A 21,251-nucleotide genomic window follows, 5' to 3' on the forward strand; every position below is an offset into this window, starting at 1 on the left:
GTCAGCCCTTGATGCCGGTGACCTTCACGCTGGTGTAGCGTTGGCGGTGGCCGGTCTTGCGGCGGTAGCCCTTCTTGGGTTTGAACTTGTGGATGGTGATCTTCTCACCCTTCACGACCGGCTCGACCACTTGGGCCGTGACCGACGCGCCCACGACGTAGGGCGTGCCGACCTTGGCGTTTCCGCCCGCTTCGCCGACCATGAGGACTCGGTCGAAGGTGACGGTCTCGCCCGCCGCGGCCTCGCCGCCCTTGTGGAGGTCGATCAGGATGGTGTCACCCTCGGCGACGCGGCGCTGGCCACCGGATTCTTCGATGATGGCGTACTGGGGCATGGATCGGTCCTCGTCCGCGCGGGCATCGGGGCGGCACAGCCGGCTTCGGACCCGGCCCGCGACGGGTCGAGAGCATAGGCGGGCGGTCCGGACTGGGGCGAGCGGTGGCGTGACGCGAGGGATGGCTCTACCGTGGCGCGACGGTTCGGGCGTGCTGTCGCTGGGCTTGGGTCATGATGCACGGCCCTCCGATAGCGGTCACGACGAGGGCGAACGAGGTCAAGGACCATGGCGAAACGGAAGGGGAAGGTCGCGTCGAGGCCCGGCAAGCCGCGCACAACGGTCACCACGCCCGAGTCCGCGACGAGGGCAGAGGCGAGGCCGAAGCGGGGTGCGGCAAAGAAGACCGGGCGGTCGAGCAGTCCGCCCGCCGCGAGACTCATCGACGAGCGGATCCGGGAACTGGGTGGATGGCGCGGGGAGACGCTTGCGCGCATGAGAGCGCTGATCCTCGATGCGGTTCCGGGGATCACGGAGGAGTGGAAGTGGAACAACCCGGTATGGTCGCACAACGGGATTGTCTGCACCGGGGAGGCCTACACGAAGGTCGTGAAACTGACGTTTGCCAAGGGCGCTGGCCTGCCGGACCCCTCGGGCCTCTTCAACTCGAGCCTTGAAGGCAACACACGACGGGCGATCGACATCCGCGAAGGGGAGACAATCAACGGGCGCGCGTTCAAGGCGATCGTGAAGGCGGCGGCGGCCTGCAACGGGAAGCCCACAAAGACGGCCAAGGGGGGGGTGGCTGAGTCCGGGCCGGTGAGACTTCTGTCGGGCGGCAACCCGCAGATTGCGAAGGCCGACGGCGACGTGCCGGTGCAGGCGTACATCGCCGCGATGCCGGGCTGGAAGAGCGACCTTGGACGCCGCCTCGATGCGGTCATTACGCGGAGCGTTCCGGGCGTGCGGAAGGCCGTGCGGTGGAACTCACCCTTCTACGGCGTCGAGGGGCTGGGTTGGTTCCTCTCGTTCCACGTCTTCAACCGCTACGTCAAGGTCACGTTTTTCAAGGGGGCGTCGCTGCGGCCCGTGCCTCCCGGAGCGGGCAAGGACAAGGAGGCTCGTTGGATCGATATCCACGAGAACGACATGTTCGAGGAGGCGCTGATGGCGAAGTGGGTGAAGCAGGCAGCGGCGTTGCCCGGCTGGACGCCGTAGACCGTGACGGCGAGGGCGCGTGGAACGCATGCCTCTCGCGGTTGCTGTCAGGACGATGCATGCGTGATCGTCAGCACGGTTCGCGCGGGTTAGGAGGGCGGCGGACGGTTCCGGTCGCGTGCCTGGCGTTCGGCGCGTTTTCGCTCGCCCTCGTCCAGCAGGCGCTTGCGCAATCGGACGGACTCGGGCGTGATCTCGACCAGTTCGTCCTCCTCGACATATTCCAGCGCGGCTTCGAGCGTGAGACGGCGCGGCGCCTTGAGGGTGACGGTGGCTTCCTTGGTCGAAGACCGGATGTTCGTCAGGTGCTTCTCGCGGACGATGTTCACGGGGATGTCGTTGTCGCGGTTGTGCTCGCCGACGACCTGGCCGGTGTAGACGCGGTCGCCGGGGGCGACGAAGAGGATGCCGCGGTCGGCGAGATTCTCGACCGCGTACGCGGTGACCTGCCCGGCCTCGGTGGCGATGAGGACGCCGAAGGGTCGGCGGATGCGCTCGCCGCTGACCGGCTCGTAGCGGTCGAAGCGGTGGTGCATGACGGCCTCGCCCTGGGTGGCGGTGAGGATGCGACCGCGCAGTCCGATCAGGGCGCGGCTGGTGACGTCGAAGACGAGGTGCATGACGTCGCCTCGTGGCTCCATCTTGCGCAACTCACCTCGTCGGCCGCCGACCAGCTCCATGACCGCGCCGACGGCGGAGGACGGGGCGTCGATCACGAGCGTTTCAACCGGTTCGTAGGTGACGCCGTCGATCTCCTTCGTGATGACGACAGCCCGGCCGACCGAGAGTTCGTACCCCTCGCGTCGCATGGTTTCGAGGAGGATGCCCAGGTGCAGCAGTCCGCGGCCGGAGACGACGAACTCCTCGGCGGACTCGCCCGGTTTCACGCGGAGCGCGACATTGCGCTCGAGCTCCTTGAGAAGGCGGTCGCGGATCTGGCGGCTGGTGACGTACTTGCCCTCCTGCCCGGCGAAGGGCGAGTCGTTGATGCGGAAGAGCATCGAGATGGTCGGCTCATCAACGCGGACCGGGGGAAGCCCGACGGGCGACTCTGGGTCGGCGATGGTGTCGCCGATGTCCACGGTCGGCAGGCCGGGCACGGCGCACAGGTCGCCGGCGTTCACTTCGTCGGTCTCCTGGCGTGAGAGGCCTTCGAAGCGGAGGAGTCTGCCGACCCTGCCTTCCTCGACGTTGCCGTCGCGGCGCACGATGGCGACCTGCTGTCCCGAACGGATGCACCCCGCCACGACGCGTCCGATGGCGATGCGGCCGAGATAGTCGGAGTAATCGAGGCTCGTCACGAGGAACTGGAGCGGGCGGTCCGGGTTCGCGCTCGGGGGGGGGACCTCGCGGACGATCGACTCGAAGATGGGGCCGAGGTCGCCGGCGCGCAGGTCGTCGATGGGTCGGTCGAGGGTGGGCGAGGCCCACCCCTCGCGGCCCGAGCAGTAGACGACGGGGAAGTCGAGGGCGTGGTCTTCCGCGCCGAGATCGACCAGCAGGTCGAAGACCTCGTGCAGGACGCGTTTCGGGTCGGCCTCCGGACGATCGCACTTGTTGATGACAACGACGGGGCGCAGGCCGGCTTCGAGAGCCTTGCCGAGCACGAACTTGGTCTGAGGCATGGGGCCGTCGAAGGCGTCCACGAGCAGGAGGCACCCGTCGGCGAGGCGCAGCACCCGCTCGACTTCGCCGCCGAAGTCCGCGTGCCCCGGGGTGTCGATGATGTTGATCCGGTAGTCGCTGCCGTTCTGTGCGTGGTAGGTGACGGCACAGTTCTTGGAGAGGATGGTGATGCCGCGCTCGCGTTCGAGCGGGTTGGAGTCCATGATGAGGTCGTGCTGTCCGCCGGCGAGCTTGTCGAGTTCGCCTTCGCGGAACATGCCGGATTGGCGGAGGAGTTCATCGACGAGCGTGGTCTTGCCGTGGTCAACATGCGCGATGATCGCGACGTTGCGGATTCGTTCGGCGGTGGCGACGGGAGGCGTGGGCATGGCTCGGGCTGCGTTCTCGGCCCTCGGGCACGGGCGGGCCGTCCGTGGCGGTTGAGGCGGGCTTCGGTTCGTGCGGGTGTGCGGACGGGGCGGGACGGCCGATCGGGTCCGCGCCGTGTGGATCGCGGCGACTGAGTGTAGGCGCGCGGGTCCGCGAACCGACGCTCACGCCTTGCCCGATTTGCGCAGGCGTCACAGCCGGAACCGCCGGTGTGACCGTTCCTCCCCGCGGGTGGGTTGGGGCTGGGGGCGTGGCAGGGTGTAGGCGGAAGTCGGCCGCCGTTGCGCGGCGACCCGGAAAGAGAGTGCCCGATGAACGCTCGACGCCTCGCCGTTGCGGGGGCCGCTGCGCCCGCGATCCTTGCCGCTGCCGCGCTCGCCCAGCCGGTCACGCTGTACGAGAACACCTTCGAGGGGCTTCAGGCTGCCGGGAAGGAGTGGAGCGCGAACACCACGCTCGACACGCACGCGAACTTCACCCGCTTCGTCGGTCGCAAGAGCGCCGAGTCGATCCGTCTGAAACTCGACCCCACTCGCGGCCAGCGGGACGACATCCCGGACGGCGACGGTGGTGGCGGGAGTGGCGGCGGCGGCGGGGGAGGCACGCCCTACATCGCCGGGCTGGTGACCTTCGATCTCTACATCATCGACTCCTGGGACGGGAACAACAGCGTCCACGGTCCTGACTACTTCGAGGTGCTGATCAACCGCGAGGTCCACTTCTCCGAGACGTTCACCAATCTCCCCGACGGCAAGCAGTCCTATCGCGCACCCGACGTCGGCCCCGCGCACCTGGGCTATCACGCGCAGTGGAAGGATTCGATCTACCGGGGTGTTGAGGTGCCGTTCGTGCTGCCGGCGGATGCGGCCGAACTGCTCATCGACTTCCGCGGCGTCGGCCTGCAAGGTTACATCGACGAGTCGTGGGGCATCGACAACGTCCGTGTGACGGTCGAGCACGTGCCCGCGCCGGGCACGCTCGGTGCGCTCGGCCTCGGTGGGGCGATCGGGGCGCGGCGCCGTCGCCGCCGCTGAACGCCCGTCAGGACGCGAGCGAGTGGAAGGCGTCGCGGAGGCGCGGGTAGAGCGACTCGTGCACCCGCCGGACCGGCTCGTAGCGAACGGCGGTCGCGGAGTTCGGCTCGCGTGTCTCGGAGACACGGATGCACGCACGGCACGCCGCGGGAACGCTCTCCCACAGGCCCGCCGCCACGCCGCCGAGCAACGCTGCGCCGAGCGCCGGGCCTTCCTCGGAGTTTGGAAGACCGACGGGGCGGCGATAGACGTCGGCCTGCATCTGCCGCCAGAGTTCGGAGCGAGCGCCTCCCCCGCCGAGCCTCACGGTGGTCGCGTCGATCCCTGCTTCGATGAAGAGGTCGAGGATCGAGCGCATGGTGAACGTTACGCCCTCGAGCACCGCGCGCACGAGGTGAGCGCGCGTATGGCGAGCCGTCAGTCCGATCCACCCGCCGCGTGCGAGCGGGTCGGGATGCGGGCAGCGTTCACCCGTCAGGTGCGGGAGGAAGACCAGCCCTTCACACCCCGGTGGCGCGGCCGCGGCCTCGGCGATCAGCCCGTCCACGCTCTCGCCCGGGAAGAGCCTGTCGCGGGCCCATTGCAGCGAGCCTGCGGCGGACAACATGCAGCCGGTAAGACACCACTGTCCGGCGTGGCGTGCGTCTCCGTCGGCGGCGCACATCGTGTGGATTCTGCCCGCGGAGCGTTCGTCCGGGCCGAGGTCGCGCCGCGGTGCGGTCGCGTGGGCGTAGAGAACGCCGCTGGTGCCGAGCGTCGCCAGCGCAATGCCGCCCTCGACGACGCCCGCACCGACCGCGCCGCATTGGTTGTCCCCCGAACCTGCGGCGACGGGGATGCCCGCCGGAAGCCCTGTCTGTGCGGCGGCCCAGGCTGTCACCGTTCCTGCGGCGGCGGCGGCTTCGAGCGCCGGCGGCATCGTTGCGGGGTCGATGTCGAACAGGCGCATCGCCTCGTCGTTCCACGCCCGACGATCAACATCGAGCAGCAGCGTTCCCGCGCCGTCGCCCACGTCGGTCGCGGGACGGCCGGTCAGCCGAAGGCGGACGTAGTCCTTCGGCAGCAGGACCATCGCCGTTCGCCGCCAGACTTCCGGCTCGTGCTCGCGTACCCAGAGCAGTTTCGGGAGCGTGAACCCCGGCAGGGCGGCGTTCCCGACCATCTCGACAAGGCGTCGTCGCGAGCCGACCGCACGCTCGATCAACTCGCATTGCGCGGCGGTGCGCTGGTCGTTCCACAGGATCGCCGGGCGCAATGGCTCGGCGTGTTCGCCCGTCGCTTCGAGCGACTCGCGCGTCAGCAGCACCGAGCCGTGCATCTGCCCGCTCAGTCCGACGGCGGCGATTCCGGTCGCGCGCGATCCGAGTCGCCCGATGACATCGCGTGTCGCGGCAACGGTTGCCGCCCACCATTGGCGTGGGTCCTGCTCGGACCAGCCGGGGTGCGGCTGTTCGAGCGTGTGCGGGGAAGAAGCGCTTTGGATGACACGCCCGGAGTCGTCGATGACGAGCGCTTTGGTGGATGACGTTCCGACGTCGATGCCGAGGAGCATGGCCATGCGGCCAGTCTACCGGTCAACGAGCCTGCAGAGGCGAGAAGCGCACCGAGGACTCAACCCTGATCGTCTCGCCCTCGATCCAGGCGTCCCACTCGGCCATGTCGATTGCTCGCAGAAGGGAGATCGGACCCGAGGGAATGTCGTCGCCTCGAGTCACGAACGAAACCGCCCGCGCCGGCCGGACGACGCCGAGGCTGATCCTTCGGCGTGACTCGTGCTTGTCTTCGCGTTCGGTCAACGATGCCGCCGTGTTGCGAACGAGCGAGGTTGCGCAGGACGGCGCATGGCTTGTCGGCCCGAGGGCCATGACCCACCAGCCGCTCTTCGGGGAGTCCGCGCTGCGCGGCTCGGTATCTCGCTCGAATGCCCAGGCGATCGTCGTCGTGCGTCCGGGGGCGATGCTTACTTCCGCCGTGCGAACCGCGCCGGGCATGAAGCCGCCGAGGTCAGCGGCTGCGCCGTCGCGCCCGGCTACCGCGAGTGAGCGAGCGACCGCTCGATCGCAGGTCTTGGCCGATGCTTCGACGTCTCGGACCTGGATCGCAATGGAGACGGAAAGCCCGAACGGATCGCGCGAGTCGGGTTCCGGGCCGTGGACGGTGAGCATCGCCCTTCCGGCCGGGAGCGCGTCAAGTCCGTCGGGCCAGGCCAGATGAGCCGCCGTTCCAGCGAGCGCGATGAGTTCGGCCGGAGGGCCTGCGGCGCCGAAGATGCCGACCACGCTTGCGAGCGAGTCCTTCGAGACGGTATCAAAGGCCCGACGCGACCACGGGCTGACACGCTCGGTTTCGACACCGGACAGCCACAGCCTCGCTGGCCATGCGATGGTGTTCGCGCTCCAGGCGTTCGGATGCGCGTGCAAGGCGACTGCTGCGTAGCGATCCTTGGCGCTTTCCGCGGCGGAAAGCCTGGCGATCAGCAGGCCGTCGGATTCGCGGAGCGATGCCGCGGGGTTCAGCGACGTGCCGAAGGGTGTCTCGACGGCTTTCCCCTGCACCAGCGGCAGCATCGCGTCAAAGAGAGCGCTGTTGCCCGCGGGTGCAAGCAAGACGAGGGCGACGGGTCCGGCGCGTCCATCGTCCCGGAGCAGCGGCGAAGCGCCGGCATCCCTGAAGACTGCCGAAGCGAGTTCGTATCGGCCCTGTTCGACCGACAGGATGGGCTGACCGGCGACGACCTGGCGGGGCGCCGCGCCAAGCCCAGCGCGCAATCGCCGCTCGATCTCCGGCGAGACCTGGGCGGCGATCGCCCATCCCGTGGGGGAATCCGCCGTGAGGCCCGTCATCACCAGCACGACTCGCCTGCCGAGCAGCGCATCGAGGGCCTCCTCGCGCCGCAGTCCGAGCACGCGGGCGAGGTCATCCCAGGCTCGGTTGGACTCCGCGAGCAGCCCCGCATCGGCCAAGGCCGAACTCAGCGTCGCTCCGGCGGGCGAAGTGCGGACACGCGATGCCCCGTCGAGGACGAGTGCGATCTCGGCCTGCGCCGGCAGCGCGACTGCCGCCGCGTAGGGAGCGCTCGGCTGGGCGGCTACGGGCGCGTGCAGCAAGACGATCGCCGCAAGCCGAGCGAGGAGACGCCGGCGGCGACAGGCTGTCCGTTCGTACTTTGAGGCTGGCGGTTCGAGAGTGAGCGCGCCCATCGCACGAAGATACCGGCAACCCGGACGAAAGCGGCAGCGGGAAGCGTTGAGGGCGGGTTCTCGGGCTGGGGAGCGATCAGCGGATGTCCCGGGAGGCGCGCTCGAAGCGGTCGGGCAGGACGGGCGCCGGCTCGTGCAGGAACTCGAAGAACAATCCGGCTCGGATCAGGTCCGGGGCGACGCGCCGCGAGGCGTAGGTCGGCCGGACGGCCCGTGCTTCGGCATCGTCCGCGTAGAACCCCCAGCCGGCGAAATCTGACGCGCCGCTGCCGCCGACGACGGGCACCGAGGACTGCCAGGAGACGGAGAGCGGCTGACGGTTGACATCGAAGGCGAGCGAGTTCGAGCGGTAGCGGACATACCGCTGTGGTCCGTCGCCCGCGGGCACTGGGACAACGACCACCTGAGCCACAGGGGCGGCCAGATCGTCCCGGATCGTGCCGATGGCAGTGACCATGTTCTTCGCGCACTCGCGCGCTTCGTGCGTGCTGCTCACGACGAGCGTGGAAATGTGCGAAGGCTCCGGGGTGAAGGCCAGATCGGGCCCGTGCCGACGGGCAAGAGCGGTTACTCCGATCGCGAAGACGACGCCGGCTGCAACCGCGACTCGACCGACGGTGACCATTCGCCGGAGGCGAGCCGGCAGGAACCGGCGTCGGCGATGCACGCTGTGCAGGATGTCAGCGGCGAGGTCGGGCGCGGAGGGCTGCCAACGCAGGGCGTCGGTCGCCCGCTTGAGACTGGCCAACTCGCGGCAGGCGTCGAGGTCCGTGCGCAGCCGATCGAAGATGGCCCGCGCTTCGGGGTCGTCAGCGCGCCGATCGAGGAACTCGTCCACCCACTCTTCGCGGGAGCGACGATCGGGCTGGCGATGGTCATCGTTCAACGCCACGCCTCCTCGACCCGTGCGGCGTCTCGCTCCGAGGCCTCAAGCAGCGCCCGAAGACGCCGACGACCGCGGTGCAGATGGCTCTTGACCGTCCCCTCGGGCATGCCCATGTGCTGCGCGATCAGGGCGATCGGCCAGTCCTGCTGGTGAAACAGGATCACGACCTCGCGCTGGTCCTCGGGCAGTTGAAGCAGCGCCGCCTGCAGGGAGTCGCGGGTGTTCTCGTGAACCTCAGCATCGATCACCGGGGACTCGGGGCCGTCTCCGGAAGAATGCCACCCGCCCACCACGTCCGACTCGTAGACGGGTTTGTGCTTCTGGCAGGCGTTGACATACAGGCGGCGGGCGATCGTGAAGAGCCAGGTCGAGAACCGGTAGCGGTCGTCGAACCGGTCGAGGCTTGTCAGCACGCGAACGAACGCCTCCTGCACGATGTCCTCCGCCACGTCGGGCCGACCCGACAGTCGGAGCATGTAGGCATAGAGACTCTGCTGATGGGCACGGATGCAGGCCTCGGCGGCCTGCTTGTCGCCGGCGGCGGCACGTCGGATCAGGCGGCGTTCCTGGGCGCGGTCCATGTGAAGCCCTTTCCCGGAGCGACTATACCCGGGGGACGACCGGGCGGTTGCCCGTTCGGCATCCGGCTGGCATGTCGCTGAGAGCCAGCCGACGCATGTTTATACGCACTAACTTGCGGTTTTGTTCCCTCTCGATCCGTCACGGATGCGCAACAGACGGGGCGGGCCACCGGACCCGCCCCGCCCTACGAATGCGGTTCTCGGACGATCCAGCTCACGCCGCCTTCGCCCGGCGGTTTCGGCCGACGGTTCGCTGCTCGGCGACTGCGCGCTGGGCGGGACGGACGATGAGTGCCTGGGCGAGTTCCAAGGGGTCGGACGCCCAGATGTCCGCGCCGATTTCTTCGGCGAGGCCTTCGGCCCGGTTGAAGACTCCCCCGCCGACGGCGATCTGGGTGTTGGGGCAGGCCCCGATTTCGTGCAGGCGGTCGATGACCTCTCGGATGGTGGGAAGGTCCTGAGGAGCGGAGGAGAACATGAGGAGGATGCCGGGCCGCCGCTCGTTGGTTGCGGCGATGATCTCGTCGGTGGCGATTCCGCCTCCGGCGAACGTCACCGCGAACCCCTCGGATTCGAGGATGTCCACGGCCATCTGGGCTCCGAGTTCATCCGCGTCCGACGGTCCGCAGAACGCGAAGACGGATCGGCGGATTGCGTTGGCGCGTCCGAGGCGCGAGGCGGTCTGGTCCACGAGCACGCGGAGCAGCCTCGTCGAGAGGCGGTGGGCGAGCGTCGTCAGTTGGTCTTCGCGGTACAACCGCTGCACGAGGTCGTATGTCGGCCAGTAGAGATCGGTCACGAGGTCTCGTGGGGTATAGCCCGCGAGAGAGGCCTCTTCGATCAGAGCGCGGGCGCCGGGGCGGTCGCCGTTGATCAGCGCCTCGAAGAACCGCTCCGTCAACAACTCGTGGTTCATGGGGGAGAGTCTCCGTACACGATCGATCCGGCACGGCTCCGCCGCGGACGGGTGGAGTGGGTTGTCCGGCCCTCCTGGACCGGGCGTCGGCCCTCGCCGATCACGCCCGAGACGATCGGTTGTGGGGCGGACAGGGCGTGAGGCGAGAACGAGGCGCAGAAGTCGGACCTTCGAGCGCGGGCGCGGAGTCCGATAAAGACCTTCGCGCTCGCAATCCCCAGTCCCAGAAAACGCGGCGGGGTCTCTCAGGCCCCGACTCTGACAGCGCGGTAGCACACACACACACCGAAAGTCAGCGGCGTCGAGGCGCCGTCCCGGAAGCCAGACCTGTTGAGCAGGTCGAGCATGGCCAGTCGAGGCATGAATGACCCGATGCTGCGGGGCAGGTAGCGGTAAGCACCCGAACGATCGCGGCTGATGAGCGTTGCGGTGCGGGGCATCACCCAGCCGCAGTAGAAGTTGTTGAGCCATCGGATGGGGGCGAAGCCCGGCTGTCCGAACTCGAGGATGACGAGTCGTCCTCCGGGCCGAAGGACGCGTGCGAACTCGGCGATCGCCTGCTCGGGCCGTTGTACGTTGCGGATGCCGAAGGCGATGGAGACGACATCGAAGGAGGCGTCGTCGAAGGGCAGGTTCTGCGCGTCTCCGCGGATGAACTCGGGCTGAACGGAAGTGGCAAGGCGTGCGCGTTTGGCGTTGGCGAGGTCGAGCATCTCCGGCGTGAAGTCAAGCCCGACGACTCGGGCGGCCTCGGTTTGCGCGAAGAGCAGTGTCAGATCTCCGGTTCCGCAGGCCACGTCGAGGACGGCGTCGCCCGACCTTACGCCGGCAGCCCGAACGGCGTGCCTGCGCCAGGCCTGGTCGCGGCCGAAGGAATGGAGCCGATTGTTCAGGTCGTACGACCGTGCGATCGCCGCGAACATGCGCCGCACGCGCTCGGCCTTCTCGGGGTTCGCGTGCGGATCTGCGAGTTCGGCATCGGTCCAGGCCTGCGGGGGCGCGGCATCCGCGGAGTGGGTAGGCTGTAGATGATTCATGGCTGGCCCTGCCGGTGGGGCACTGTAGGGCCGACGAAGGGAGATGCACCGATGACACGGGGACGGCTCGGACTGATCGTGCTCGCGGCGTTGGCGGCGTTTTCGTGGGGTTGCTCGTCGAACCCGACCACGGGCCGCTCCCAGATGACGCTCCTGAGCAAAGAGCGCGAGATTGCGCTGGGCGAGGGTGCGAAGGCGGAACTGGCTTCCGAGTACGGGGGGGCCGTCGCGGACGCGCAGTTGCAGGCGTACGTGGCGAGGATCGGGCACGCGCTCGCGGCGGTGACGGAGTCGGACAACCCGTCGCTCCCGTGGGAGTTCACGCTCCTTGATTCCGACGTCATCAACGCCTTCGCGCTCCCTGGGGGCAAGGTGTTCATGTCGCGCGGGCTGGCGGCGAGAATGACGAACGAGGCCCAGCTTGCCGCGGTGCTCGGGCACGAGGTCGGGCACGTCACCGCGCGGCACTCCAACGAGCGCATCTCCCATGCGATGCTGGTCCAGGGCCTCGTCGTCGGCGCGGCGGTCGGGGCTGCGCAGAGCGACGAGAAGTGGTTGCAGTCGGCGGTGCCCGTCGTCGTCGGGTTCGGCGGGCAGGGGTACCTGCTGAAGTTCAACCGCGACCAGGAGCTCGAGGCGGATGCGCTCGGCGTGCGGTACATGGTTCGCAACGGGTACAACCCGCTCGGCGCCCGCCAGGTGCAGGAAATCCTGCAGGCGGCTGCGGGTGAGGGGAGCCGTCCGCCGGAGTTCTTCTCGACGCACCCGTACCCGGAGCGTCGGATCGAGCAGATCAACAGGCTTCTCCGCGGCGAGTATGCCTACACGCAGGATCGTCCGGACCAGTACCAGTTGCACGAGGATCGCTTCCAGCGAGAGTTCAAGTCCCGGCTCGCGTCTCTGCCGCCTGCGGCGGCTCCGGCGCGTGCGTTCGCCTCGCTCGCGTCTGCGGGCTTCGATCCGATGGATGCTGGGTCATGGTGTGCGCACTGCCGGTCCGGGGCCGGCCGCTGACCTCGGTCGGTTCGGGCGGTGCGGTCTGTAACGGTTGTGCGGGTCCGCGGCCCGGGGCGGAGCGGGCGGTTGGCGAGGCCGATCGCTCGGCATGAAGGGCGGAGCCGGGTTGTCCGATGAACCCTCGGTTTCGTGCGCTCCCGGTCGGCTGCGTTTGCGCGGTCGGCGGGCGCGCCGGCCGAGGGAGGTCGCCGTGCAACTCCAGGAGATTCTCCGCCGTGCCCACGAGGCGGACGCGTCGGACATCCACCTCGTGGCGGGGCACCCGCCGACGATCCGCGTGCACCAGGTGGTGCGTCGCATGGAGTCGCCGCCGCTCGACGCCGAGCAGGTTCTGGCGATGTTCCGGGAGATGTCGCCGAAGGAGGCGCAGGCGACGTTCGACCGCCAGCGTGACGCGGATTTTTCGTACGAGTTGAAGGGCATCGGCCGCTACCGCGTGAACGCGCATATGCAGCGCGGGTGCGTGGGCATGGCGTTGCGTGCCATCAAGAGCAAGGTGCCGCCGCTGAAGGCCCTGAACCTGCCGGAGGTCATCGCCCGGCTGACGTACCTGCCGCGCGGGCTGGTGCTTGTGACGGGCGACACCGGCTCGGGCAAGTCCACGACGCTGGCGGCGATGATCGAGGCGATGAACGAGCGCTACGCGAAGCACATCATCACGCTCGAAGATCCCGTCGAGTATTCCTTCGAGAGCAAGAAGTGCCTGATCGAGCAGCGTGAACTCGGGCAGGACATGCCGACATTCGCCAGCGGCCTGAAGCACGCGTTGCGTCAGGACCCGGACATCATCCTGGTCGGCGAAATGCGCGACCTCGAGACCACCGCGCTCGCCATCAGCGCGGCGGAGACCGGGCACCTTGTGCTCAGTACGCTGCACACTGTGAACGCCTCGCAGACGGTCGAGCGCATCATCGACATGTACCCGGCCGGGCAGCAGAACCAGATTCGCGCGATGCTCGCGGGTACGCTGCAGGCGGTCGTCAGCCAGTCGCTGTTCTCGCGGATCGACCGGCCGGGGATGGTGCCGGCGGTGGAGACGCTGCTGTGCACGCCTGCGGTGCGGAACCTGATCCGCGAGAGCCGCACGTTCGAGATTCCGAACGTGATCGAGACGAACCGTGCGATCGGGATGTGCAGCCTCGACACGTCGATCGCGGAACTGTACTTCAACGGGATGATCAGCAAGGAGGACGCGGTCGCGCAGGCGGTGCATCCGGACAAGCTCGCCCGCCAGTTGGCCGCCTGACCCATGCCCCAGTACCGTTACCAGGCGCGCGGTTCATCGGGCCAGGTGCAGGCCGGCACGCTCGCGGCGGACAGCGTCGCGGGAGCGGCGGCCGCGCTCCGCGCCCAGGGGCTGCACGTCGTCTCGCTCTCGACGGCAGCGACGGAGGATTCCGACGGCGGGTTCATCGACATCCTGAAGCGGCTCAACTCACGGAAGCCTTCGCAGAAGCACGTGCTGGATTTCACGACGCAGTTGGCGGTGATGATCCGCGCGGGCATCAACCTGCGTGCCGCGCTGGAGGGCATTGCCGAGCAGACGACGCAGCCTGCCTTCCGGCGCGTCATCATGGGGATGAAGCAGGACGTCGAGAGCGGCAAGCAGTTCTCGGAGGCGATCGCCCGCCATCCGAAGCTCTTCGGCCCGCTCTACGTGAGCATGGTTCGCGCGTCGGAGATGTCCGGCTCGTTCGCGGAGATGCTCGACCGCATCGCCGGGTACATCGCGCAGCAGATCGAGACGCGGAAGATGGTCATCGGCGCGTCGATCTACCCTGGGATCATCGGGTCGCTCGCGGTGTGCGTGACGATCTTCCTGCTGACGTTCGTGCTGCCGCGGTTCTACACGGTGTTCGAGGGCAAGGAGGACATCCTGCCCTGGGCGACGACGTTCCTGATGAGCATCAGCAAGTTCCTCGTCGCGCGCTGGCCGATCGTGGTGGGCGCGGCGGTCGGGCTTGGCGGGCTGCTCTACGTCGGGGCGCGCACCGAGGTCGGGTCGTTCTGGATCGACAAGCTCAAGCTGACCATCCCGGTGCTTCGGGGGATGTTCAGCTCGCTCTACATCAGCCGTTCGCTGCAGACGATGGGCCAGTTGATCAACGCCGGCGTGCCGATGCTCGACACGCTCGCGATTACGGGGGAGATTTCGGGCAACCAGCTCTACAAGGGGCTGTGGGGCCGTGTGCACAGCAGCGTGAAGCAGGGGAAGAAGATCACCGCGCCGCTGGGCAAGGACGGGCTGCTTCCCCGCTCGGTGGTGCAGATGATCTCGGCGGGCGAGGAGTCCGGTAAGCTGGGCGAGGTGCTGGACGAGGTGAGCACGTTCTACGCCAAGCAGTTGAAGGATCGGATCAAGGCGGTCACGAGCATGATCGAGCCTGTCATGATCCTCGTAATGGGCACAATCGTCGGATTCATCGCGATGGCGATCATTCTGCCCATCTTCAAGATGAGTCAGCTCGTGCAATAGCCGATGGACGCTCCGGCGGCCGAACGCGCCGCGGGAGGGATGGCCAATGGACGCTCCGCAAGCCGGCCGGAGGGCCGCGCGTCGCCGGGGCATGGCGCCGGCGTTCACGCTGCTCGAGACCGCGATGACCACCGTCATCATCGGGGTGGGCATCCTGGCGATGGTGGAGGCGCAGCAGGCGTTCGTGCAGTCGAACCTGTGGTCGTCGCACGCCGCTGCGGGGACGTTCCTGGCGGGGGAGGTGCGCGAGTACATGCGGAACCTGCCGCGTCACGACCCTGTGGTGGGGTTGATGCCGATCAGCGAGGGCGGGCCGATCGTCTTCGGGCCGGAGTCGAACGAGATCACGCTGGACGACTACGACGACGTGGACGACTTCGCGGGGCTTCGGTTCGGCGCAGGGGGCGACTTTGAAGGTCCCATCGACGCGACAGGCGCGGTCATCCCTGAGCTCGACCTGCTGGGCAACGTCGTGCTCGACGACCTCGGCCGGCCGGTGCCGATGGTGGGATGGATGCAGGAAGTGCTGGTGGAGAAGGTCGAGCCGCACGATTACTCGATCGTGCGCGAGGAGGGGTACTACCGCGAGTCGCAGTTCGGCGAACTGCCCGCGATCGCGGTCGACGCCTTCCCTGTGCGCGTCACGGTGATCGTCTGGTACACCCCGCCGGGCAGGTCGGCGATGGAGGTCGCGCGCCTGTCGTGGGTCGTGCCATGACAAGGGCGGGATGTCACGGGGCGAGGGGAGCGAGGAGTGAGCGTGAACGGCGAACTTCTGACAGCACAGGCGCAGGGGCGAGGCGGGCGGATGCGGCCGCGCTCCCGGCGCGGCGTCGCGTCCGTGCTGGCAATGATGTTCCTCGTGCTCTTCGGCTCGCTGGTCGCGGCGATGGCGATCGCCAGCCGCGGGAACGTCCGCACGGCCGAGACGCACGTGCAGGTCATGCACGCGATGGGTGTGGCGGAGACGGGCATGGCGCTGGCTGAGCGCAGGCTCGCGGAGGCGGCCGGTCGCTTCATCGTTTCGCGGAGCGACATCGACCAGGCCTTCGGGCACGCGATCTGGGACGGGAACCTCGGCTCGTACGGAGAGCACATCATCCTGCCCTCGCCCGGGGGGTACGGCGGCGACAATCCGGACGGCATCGCGGAGGCGCTCGTCAACGCGCACGCGCGCGACGAGAACATCGTGGTTTATTCGGCGGGCGACCCGTCCGTGCCGACAATCACGGACGCCTGGCCGCACGCGGACCTGAACGTCTATCGCAGCACGGGCTGGGTGGTCACGCCGCTTGTCGCGCTCTCGCCCACGGGTGGATCGGTCCCGCCGCCCGCGTTTCAGATCATCTACGCGCCGCTCGCCAACGGGACCGACGTCCGGGTGATCGTGATCGGGTATCACTTCGTGGCGAACCGCGCCCCGATGACGCGGACGATGACGCGCGACTTCCGGATCGTGAAGCGCGTCGGGCACGCGGTCATCAGCCCGAGTCGCATCATGATCGGGAAGAACGTGCAGATCGTGGGCGACCTGGGCGTCCGGTACGAGGACGTGCAGTTCGAGCACGGCGACCCGCTCATCATGCGGTGCGACTTCAACGGTCTTGACCCGCTGCTCGACAACAAACTCGATGCGTTCTATGCCGCCGTCGCCGCCGCGGACGTGGACGGCGACAACCGGTTGCGTGTCGGCCACCCGGTGGAAGGGAGCGCGATCCCGAACAGCTACGTCGGCGATGACTCGGACCCGGAGCCGTGGACCGCGTTCCACGACGTCACCGGGGACGGCTACGTCGACGAGTTCGACATCTTCATCAACCACTTCGACGCGAACGACGACCGCCGGGTGCATATCGCGACCGAGTTCGTGGACGCGGAAGGGAACGTGATCGACCCCGACCTGGCAAGGCTGATCGACACCTCGAACGCCGACCGGAACCGCAACGGCGTCTACGGCTTCCTCGACCACAACGCGAACGGCCGGTGGGATCCGGAGGGTGAGCCGCCCGAGGAACTGCTCGACTGGGCGTGGATCACCAACGAGCAAGGCCACCAGGTCAAGGTCTACCTCGACCATGAACTCGGCTACCTCGACGGGTACATCGACGCGATGGACCGGTACGTCAAGGTGAACGGGCGTCTCGTCTTCCGAGTGCAGGACTCCGCGTGGCGGGCCGAGCGGGGTGACTACGAGCCTCGGCTCCTGGGGTCGATCCGGCCCAGCGAGCAGAAGTCGCCGAGGGTCTACGAGGCCGACGACAACCTGCTCCCTGAGGTGACTGCCGGCTCGTTCACGGGGACGGAGACCGCCCTTCACAACGCGGCCGATGGCGCTGGGTTCTGGGAGCAGGTCGCGCAGCAACTCGGGATCAGCGTCGATTCGCTGCCGACGTATGAGGAAACGAAGCCTGAAGGCGCGACCGACGGGGATCCCGACAACCCGCAGTACCTGCCGCGGTACCTGCGACTCGACCCCGACCTGAACCTCGACGGCCTGCCGGACAACTGGCAGACGGCGTACTACGAGCCGATGCCGCTCGGCTCGCCGAACGCGGCCGACTGGTACTACCGGCCCGTTTTCGAGCACATGGTCTTCCGTGACGTGCAGATCCCGATGGGACTGAACGCGCTCTTCAAGGGGTGCACGTTCGTCGGCGTGACGTGGGTGCGCACGCACGTGCAGAACCACGGCTACGACCCCGGCGCTCCGCAGATCGACTGGGCGTTCTACGGTCGGATGCGGTTCAATCCGAGCGTGGGCAGGCCGGTACCCGAGCGGCCGCGCTGGGTGTTCGGCGACGACTTCGACGAGTGGAATGAAGAGGACGGGTGCCTCGACTGCCCGCCGCTTGACGAGGCGGTGTTGCCCGATGAGGCCCGCCCGCCGAACCAGATGCTCCTGATGGCGTTCGAGCCGGTGGACAAGGGGGACATCCCGGCGAGCGACGTGATGCTCTATCCCGAGGAGGCGTACGCCGCGCTGCCGAACCCGCTCGTGATCGACGTGCCGCGGGAGATTAACGGCGTGAAGAACGTGGTGCCGACCCGTGTCACGGACACGAAGCTCTACTCGAACAACCTTCGTTTCCACGACTGCCTGATCGTCGGGTCTGTCGTGAGCGACGCGCCGGCCGAGTACACGCACGTCCGCAACAAGATGCAGTTTACCGGGCGCACCCGCTTCTTCACCGAGCACCCCTCGCGGCCCGACCTGAACCCCGAGCAGCACGACCTGGAGCACATCGAGAAATCGTCGATGATGCTGCCGAACTTCTCGGTGGACGTGGGCACGTTCAACAGCCCGGCCGATCAGGACGTGCGCCTGCGCGGGGCGATCATTGCGGGCGTGCTCGACGTGCGCGGGAACGCCGAGATCGACGGCGCGCTGCTGCTGACCTTCAAGCCCGAGTACGGCGCGGGGCCTTTGAAGGATCCGCACGGCAACCCGCTCGGCAACCCCGCGGGCTTCAACGCCAGTTTCGGCTATCTCGGCCCCGAGGACGGGGAGCACGAATCGCTCGACCCTTGGACGCTGCCCGAGGTCGATGGCGTCAAGATCGTCGGATGGGATCTCGACGGCGACGGGTTCGTCGACCTCGGCCCGGACCAGTGGCCGACCCAGCAGCAACTCGACGATTCGGCTCGGTCCGCCTCCGGTTCAACCCCGACATGTCGCTGCCGGATGGCATCATGCTTCCCCTCGGCGTCGTGCCCGTGCCGAACTCCTACCGGGAGGGCAAACTGTGAGCAAGCCTCGTCCCGCGCGTCTGTCCGCTCGCGGCTTCAGCCTGGTGGAGCTGATGATCGCGCTCACGATCAGCGCGACGCTGCTCGTCGCCACGCTCTCCGCGCTGGACGCCTGCTTCAAGAGCTACAAGACTACGAGCGAGTCCGCGTCGTCGCATGTGGTGGCCCGCATGGTGATGCACCGGGTCAGCGCGCTCATCCGCAACGGCGAGGAGTTCGGACCCTACCCGGTGAACCCGATCCTTACGCCGGTGCTCGTGCCCGACCCGCCGAGCCTGGAGTTCGTGAGCGCACGGGACGGGGCGGGCGTTCCGACGGAGGTGACGCGCCTCGAACGCCGCGACGCGCCGTCGTGGGTCATCGCCGAGGGCGGGCCGCCGTTCGAACTGTGGAACGTCCGGACCCGGTTCTCCGGGGGCTTGCCGGTCGGCGACCCGGAGGAGGCGCCCCTGCTTCGCAACGTGCAGCACGTGCAGTTCACGCTGTACTACGACGTGGGGCCTCGCCTGACGCGGGCGACCGTGGACCTGACGCTCCGTCCTGACGACCTTCGCGATGCTGCGATCGCGGCGGGGCTGGAAACGCCGAGCATTCGACTCGTCACTTCGGTGTCGCCTCGCCGAGTGGATTGACCCCTTGCCGAGCGGTCACCGCCGACGCCCCATCGAACGCACGACCAGCGAGACGACGCGCTCGCCGGCCAGCGGATCGCGGAGTGCCGGGAGGCTTGACGGCTCCGAGGTCGTGCGAACCGGGGTCTGCGCGAACGAGTTGAAGGCCGCGAGGCTCGAATCCAGGACGGCGTCCACGGGCAGGGTGACCGCCGTGACCGATGCGGTGCCGATGATGACGTGCAGGTCGTCCTCGTCCTCGCATGGGCGAGCCAGGTCAGCGTGCAGCGGCTCGAAGGCACGGGCGGCATCGCGTGCGGCATCGGCGACGTCCAACGCTGAAGCTTCGCCGAACGCGGCAGCGCGGACAGTCCGCCCCAGGTCGGTCAGCGAACTGCCCAGCGCCTCGCGGGCTTCGAGGAGGCGTTCGCCGCTCGCTTGGATCAGCAGGGGCATGGCGAACGCGAACCGTTTCTCCGCCATGCCGTGCTCGGCCCGCTGGGCGACGCTCGTTGGGAACGATCGCATCACGACCATGCCGCGGAGCGCCGCGAAGCGGTCCATCGCCGCGGCGACGGGGATGCTGATCGCCGGGTCAGGGCCGGCCCGGAGAAGGTCTCTTGCGATCGCGTCGAGGTACGAGCGTTCATCATCGAACAGGCTCTCGCGCATGAGGAGTCTGAGCGGGGCGAGATGCTCGTCGTCGCGCAGGCGAGCGCAGACGGTGCGAACTTCGTCTGCCGCGTCATCGCCCTCGGCGTCTCCGGTGATGACGCCCGCGCTCCACAGCGGGACCGACCATCTCCACGACTCCATCAGGTCGAGGTAGCGCGGCGATCGAGAGACGGCGCGCTCGACGTGTGAGCGTTCCGCGCCGTCGAAGGGGGTCGGCACCATGGTGACGACCCGCTCGGCGAGCAGCAGCGCGGCCATCGCCGCCGGTTCCCGCGTCGTCAGGTGGTACGGGCTGAGCGCGGCGATCATGGCCGGCCGCCCGCCGTCCGGTCCAGCCACGCGATCAGGTCGGCCGATCGGCGCGGGAGGTAGACGAAGAAGAGCATCTCGTGCCCCATCGGCGCGCTCCATCGTTCGGGCCTGCCAAGCCTCTCCCAGAGCAGGTCGCCGAGGTCCGAGGGCACCGCCCGGTCGCGCGTGCCGTGGATCATGAGCGTCGGGATCGACCGTACCGCGGGGGCGGTGTTCACGTTGTCGAGCGGGGCCGCGGCGCGATAGGCCTCGGCGAAACGGTCGATGGCGGAGCGCGGGGGAGGTCCGCCGGTCCACTCGACGCGCACCGCGTCGATCCAGTCGGCGTAGTTGCTCAGGGCGGCGATCGCCCAGAAGTCCGCGCCGCCCGCGATGAGCACGCACGCGCCGTACCGCTCGGGTTCGAGGGCAAGGATGGTCGGCATCGCCATCGCACCGCCGCTCATGCCGAGCGCGGCTCGAGGCAGATTCGCAAGTCGCGGGTCGTTGCGCTCGACGTGGGCGAATGCCGCCTGCACCGCAAAGGCGCACTCGGCGGCACGATCGCCCAGAATCCGAGCGGCCTGACGCGCGACCGGCTCCGGGGCCGATTCGGGATCGATGGTGAACACCACGCTCTCGGTGAACCGGGAGGGCTGCGTGAGCATTCGCAGCACGTGCCAGCCCGCGTGCCGAAGTGTCTGGACCATCGCTTCCACGACGTTCTCCGGCGTGCCGAACATGCCGGGCGCGATCAGGACAACACCCCGCGGCGCATCGCCCGGGTTTGCAGGCTCGTAGAACGCGAACCAGGTGCGCTGCAGGTCGAGGGTCGGCTCCGGATCGTCCGCGAGCGATGCGGAGACGAAGACGAACGCGGAGACCGGCGCCCCTTCGACCGGCGCCGCGCCGTCCGGTTGCGGACGGAATCGAACGAACATCCCGCCATCGTTCTCGAAGCGGATCGCGGGCGGCTCGTCGCCGCAGTGTTGGAGCAGCGCGTCCGCGTCGGCGAGGTCCTGCCGGGTGGGGCGAAGCCCGGACGACGCGATACGGAGAACCGCCCAGTCGCCGAACGGGCCTTCGATCTCGCGGATGACGCCGCGCTCGCCGCAGACGGCAAAGCGAGCGGGCCATGCCGCGGGATCGACCTGCTGAGCGCGGCAGACGCTCGCGAGGGCAACGAGGCAGAGCAGGGCCGCCGCGCAGCAGCCCGCGAAGGCATCGCCCAATCCTGCGCCCGGCCCGAGCCGATCGCGTGCGGAGTGGGGAACCCGGACCCTCGCACGCCAG

Annotated in this window: 17 protein-coding genes; 7 read left to right on the top strand and 10 right to left on the bottom strand. The window is 68.5% G+C overall.

Annotated elements, in window-relative coordinates; genetic code table 11:
* Position 1 precedes the first annotated feature (1 nt).
* Positions 2 to 334 carry a 50S ribosomal protein L21 gene (rplU, locus tag FBT69_05015; GenBank protein MDL1904161.1) on the bottom strand — a complete coding sequence of 111 codons (333 nt, stop codon included), beginning with the start codon at positions 332 to 334 and terminating at the stop codon, positions 2 to 4.
* Positions 335 to 769: 435 nt separating this feature from the next.
* On the opposite strand from rplU, the gene FBT69_05020 reads away from it, so the two are divergent.
* A complete protein-coding gene (locus tag FBT69_05020; GenBank protein ID MDL1904162.1) occupies positions 770 to 1,492 on the top strand; it encodes a DUF1801 domain-containing protein in 723 nt (240 codons plus the stop codon).
* 89 nt (positions 1,493 to 1,581) lie between these two features.
* Here the strand turns inward: FBT69_05020 and typA are convergent, their stop codons facing one another.
* The gene (gene typA / locus FBT69_05025; protein MDL1904163.1) at positions 1,582 to 3,486 is read right to left on the bottom strand and encodes a translational GTPase TypA; all 1,905 of its coding nucleotides are present in this window, start codon (positions 3,484 to 3,486) and stop codon (positions 1,582 to 1,584) included.
* 312 nt (positions 3,487 to 3,798) lie between these two features.
* On the opposite strand from typA, the gene FBT69_05030 reads away from it, so the two are divergent.
* Complete coding sequence (locus FBT69_05030) at positions 3,799 to 4,521, top strand: PEP-CTERM sorting domain-containing protein (GenBank protein ID MDL1904164.1); 723 nt, start codon at positions 3,799 to 3,801, stop codon at positions 4,519 to 4,521.
* A gap of 7 nt (positions 4,522 to 4,528) precedes the next feature.
* On the opposite strand, the gene xylB is transcribed toward FBT69_05030, so the two are convergent.
* From xylB to ubiE, 6 genes are all read right to left on the bottom strand, one after another.
* Positions 4,529 to 6,079: a xylulokinase gene (gene xylB / locus FBT69_05035; protein ID MDL1904165.1), complete on the bottom strand. Its 1,551-nt coding sequence runs from the start codon at positions 6,077 to 6,079 to the stop codon at positions 4,529 to 4,531.
* Between the two features lie 16 nt (positions 6,080 to 6,095).
* Positions 6,096 to 7,721 carry a hypothetical protein gene (locus FBT69_05040; protein ID MDL1904166.1) on the bottom strand — a complete coding sequence of 542 codons (1,626 nt, stop codon included), beginning with the start codon at positions 7,719 to 7,721 and terminating at the stop codon, positions 6,096 to 6,098.
* Positions 7,722 to 7,797: 76 nt separating this feature from the next.
* Positions 7,798 to 8,607: a hypothetical protein gene (locus FBT69_05045; protein ID MDL1904167.1), complete on the bottom strand. Its 810-nt coding sequence runs from the start codon at positions 8,605 to 8,607 to the stop codon at positions 7,798 to 7,800.
* Positions 8,604 to 9,188, bottom strand: a complete 585-nt coding sequence (locus FBT69_05050) for an RNA polymerase sigma factor (protein MDL1904168.1) — start codon at positions 9,186 to 9,188, stop codon at positions 8,604 to 8,606. Before FBT69_05050 ends, FBT69_05045 begins: the two co-directional genes overlap by 4 nt.
* 214 nt (positions 9,189 to 9,402) lie before the next feature.
* Positions 9,403 to 10,104 carry a hypothetical protein gene (locus FBT69_05055; protein ID MDL1904169.1) on the bottom strand — a complete coding sequence of 234 codons (702 nt, stop codon included), beginning with the start codon at positions 10,102 to 10,104 and terminating at the stop codon, positions 9,403 to 9,405.
* Positions 10,105 to 10,349: 245 nt separating this feature from the next.
* Entirely contained in the window at positions 10,350 to 11,141 is a 792-nt protein-coding gene (gene ubiE, locus FBT69_05060) for a bifunctional demethylmenaquinone methyltransferase/2-methoxy-6-polyprenyl-1,4-benzoquinol methylase UbiE (GenBank protein ID MDL1904170.1), read from the bottom strand.
* Here ubiE and FBT69_05065 point away from each other — a divergent pair.
* The 5 genes from FBT69_05065 (at position 11,133) to FBT69_05085 (ending at position 19,013) form a co-directional block, all read left to right on the top strand.
* Complete coding sequence (locus FBT69_05065) at positions 11,133 to 12,155, top strand: M48 family metallopeptidase (protein ID MDL1904171.1); 1,023 nt, start codon at positions 11,133 to 11,135, stop codon at positions 12,153 to 12,155. The two genes, ubiE and FBT69_05065, sit on opposite strands and share 9 nt — an antisense overlap.
* 91 nt (positions 12,156 to 12,246) lie before the next feature.
* The gene (locus FBT69_05070; protein ID MDL1904172.1) at positions 12,247 to 13,404 is read left to right on the top strand and encodes a type IV pilus twitching motility protein PilT; all 1,158 of its coding nucleotides are present in this window, start codon (positions 12,247 to 12,249) and stop codon (positions 13,402 to 13,404) included.
* A 3-nt stretch (positions 13,405 to 13,407) separates the two neighbouring features.
* A complete protein-coding gene (locus FBT69_05075; protein MDL1904173.1) occupies positions 13,408 to 14,634 on the top strand; it encodes a type II secretion system F family protein in 1,227 nt (408 codons plus the stop codon).
* A gap of 46 nt (positions 14,635 to 14,680) precedes the next feature.
* The gene (locus FBT69_05080) at positions 14,681 to 15,352 is read left to right on the top strand and encodes a hypothetical protein (protein ID MDL1904174.1); all 672 of its coding nucleotides are present in this window, start codon (positions 14,681 to 14,683) and stop codon (positions 15,350 to 15,352) included.
* A gap of 2,827 nt (positions 15,353 to 18,179) precedes the next feature.
* On the top strand, positions 18,180 to 19,013 hold the full coding sequence (locus FBT69_05085) for a prepilin-type N-terminal cleavage/methylation domain-containing protein (GenBank protein ID MDL1904175.1): 834 nt from the start codon (positions 18,180 to 18,182) through the stop codon (positions 19,011 to 19,013).
* A 15-nt stretch (positions 19,014 to 19,028) separates the two neighbouring features.
* Here FBT69_05085 and FBT69_05090 read toward each other — a convergent pair whose 3' ends face one another.
* Complete coding sequence (locus FBT69_05090) at positions 19,029 to 19,976, bottom strand: hypothetical protein (GenBank protein MDL1904176.1); 948 nt, start codon at positions 19,974 to 19,976, stop codon at positions 19,029 to 19,031.
* Complete coding sequence (locus FBT69_05095; GenBank protein MDL1904177.1) at positions 19,973 to 21,190, bottom strand: alpha/beta hydrolase; 1,218 nt, start codon at positions 21,188 to 21,190, stop codon at positions 19,973 to 19,975. Before FBT69_05095 ends, FBT69_05090 begins: the two co-directional genes overlap by 4 nt.
* Between the last annotated feature and the right edge of the window lie 61 nt (positions 21,191 to 21,251).

Source organism: Synechococcales cyanobacterium CNB (assembly GCA_030263455.1).
Lineage (GTDB): Bacteria > Planctomycetota > Phycisphaerae > Phycisphaerales > UBA1924 > CAADGN01.